This window comes from Bradyrhizobium uaiense (genome assembly GCF_010811875.1).
In the GTDB taxonomy this organism is placed as follows: domain Bacteria; phylum Pseudomonadota; class Alphaproteobacteria; order Rhizobiales; family Xanthobacteraceae; genus Bradyrhizobium; species Bradyrhizobium uaiense.
On sequence record NZ_VKHP01000494.1, the window covers coordinates 1 to 1,413 of the forward strand.

General features: G+C 64.7%; 2 protein-coding genes. Both read right to left on the bottom strand.

Going from position 1 to position 1,413, the window contains the following annotated elements; translation table 11 throughout:
- Nucleotides 1–371 (bottom strand): acyl-CoA dehydrogenase family protein (locus tag FNJ47_RS46050; protein ID WP_163163411.1); only part of this gene is annotated, 371 nt, incomplete at its 3' end.
- A gap of 79 nt (nucleotides 372–450) precedes the next feature.
- Nucleotides 451–1,278: an SDR family NAD(P)-dependent oxidoreductase gene (locus FNJ47_RS46055; RefSeq protein WP_163163413.1), complete on the bottom strand. Its 828-nt coding sequence runs from the start codon at nucleotides 1,276–1,278 to the stop codon at nucleotides 451–453.
- Nucleotides 1,279–1,413: the final 135 nt, after the last annotated feature.

Consider the following 1,413-nt stretch of genomic DNA (forward strand, 5'->3'; position numbering starts at 1 on the left):
CCGACCATTTCGCCGGACGCCATCTTCGGCAGCCAGCGCTGCTTCTGCTCCTCCGAGCCGTAGTTGACGATGTAATGCGCGACGATCGCGCTGTGGACGGAAACACCGGTGGTCAGCTCCGGCACCGCGCTCTCGAGGTCATCGAGCACCGCGGCGTCATAGGCGAAGGTGGCGCCCAGGCCGCCATAGGCCTCGGGCACGCTCGGCAGCAGCGCGCCCATCTCGCCGAGCGCGCGCCAGGCCGAGCGGTCGACCAGCTTCTGCGCGCGCCATTTTTCGGCGTGCGGCGCCAGATCCTTGGCGAGGAATTTGCGGAACTGGTCACGGAAGGTATCCAGCTCCTCGGTCATCCAGGACGATCGGTAGTGCATCATGCTCTCGCTACGCATTCTTTTTTTAACGCGTTTTCTTGACGCGAACCGGTACCCACTTCGCTCGAAAACGCTATCGTCAAATCAGCAGACCGCCGCCGGCGACGATCACCTGACCACTGACGTAGTTCGATTCCGGAGCGCAGAACAGATAGACCGCATCCGCCGCCTCCTCCGGTGTACCGCCGCGCCCGAGCGGGATCATGCGGCCCATCGCCTCCAGCATCTGCGGCTGCACCCCGACCTTGATGTCGCGGCCGGCGACGTCGATGGTCTTCTGCTGGCTCTCGATCGGCTGGGTCAGGCGGGTGTTGATCAGGCCGAACGCGACGCAATTGACGTTGACCTTGTAGCGGCCCCACTCCTTGCACATCGTGCGCGTCAGCCCGATCAGCGACGCCTTCGCCGATGAGTAGCTCGCCTGCCCGGCCTTGCCGTAGAGGCCCGCGATCGAGGAGATGTTGACGACCTTGCGGAACACCTCGCGCCCGGCCTCGGCCTCCTGCTTCGCCATCACCCGGATCGGTTCCGATGCCGCGCGCAGGATGCGGAACGGGGCGACGAGGTGGACGTCGAGCATCGCCTGGAACTGTTCGTCCGACATCTTCTGGATCGTCGAGTCCCAGGTGTAGCCGGCATTGTTGACGATGATGTCGAGGCCGCCGAACTGCTCGATGGCGGCGCCGACGAAGCGGTCGGCAAAGCCTGCTTCCGTCACGCTGCCATTGACCGCGATCGCCTCGCCGCCCATAGCCTTGATCTCGGCAACGACCGCGTTGCCCGGCTCGGCATCGAGGTCATTGACCACGACGCGCGCACCTTCGCCCGCGAGCTTCAACGCAATCGCGCGCCCGATGCCGCGGCCGGAGCCTGAGACGAGCGCGACTTTGCCTTGCAATTTCGACATGATCTCTCCCTCAAACGAGACGGTTTTTTCTTCACCTCTCCCGCTTGCGGGGGAGGTCGGAACGCATCGTCAGATGCGTTCCGGGTGGGGGCTCTCTCCGCGATATGACTCGTGGAGAGAGCCCCCACCCCAGCC

Coding starts and splice junctions, on each gene's coding strand:
- FNJ47_RS46055 (WP_163163413.1), bottom strand. CDS start 1,278: ATGTCGAAATTGCAAGGCAAAGTCGCGCTCGTCTCAGGCTCCGGCCGC.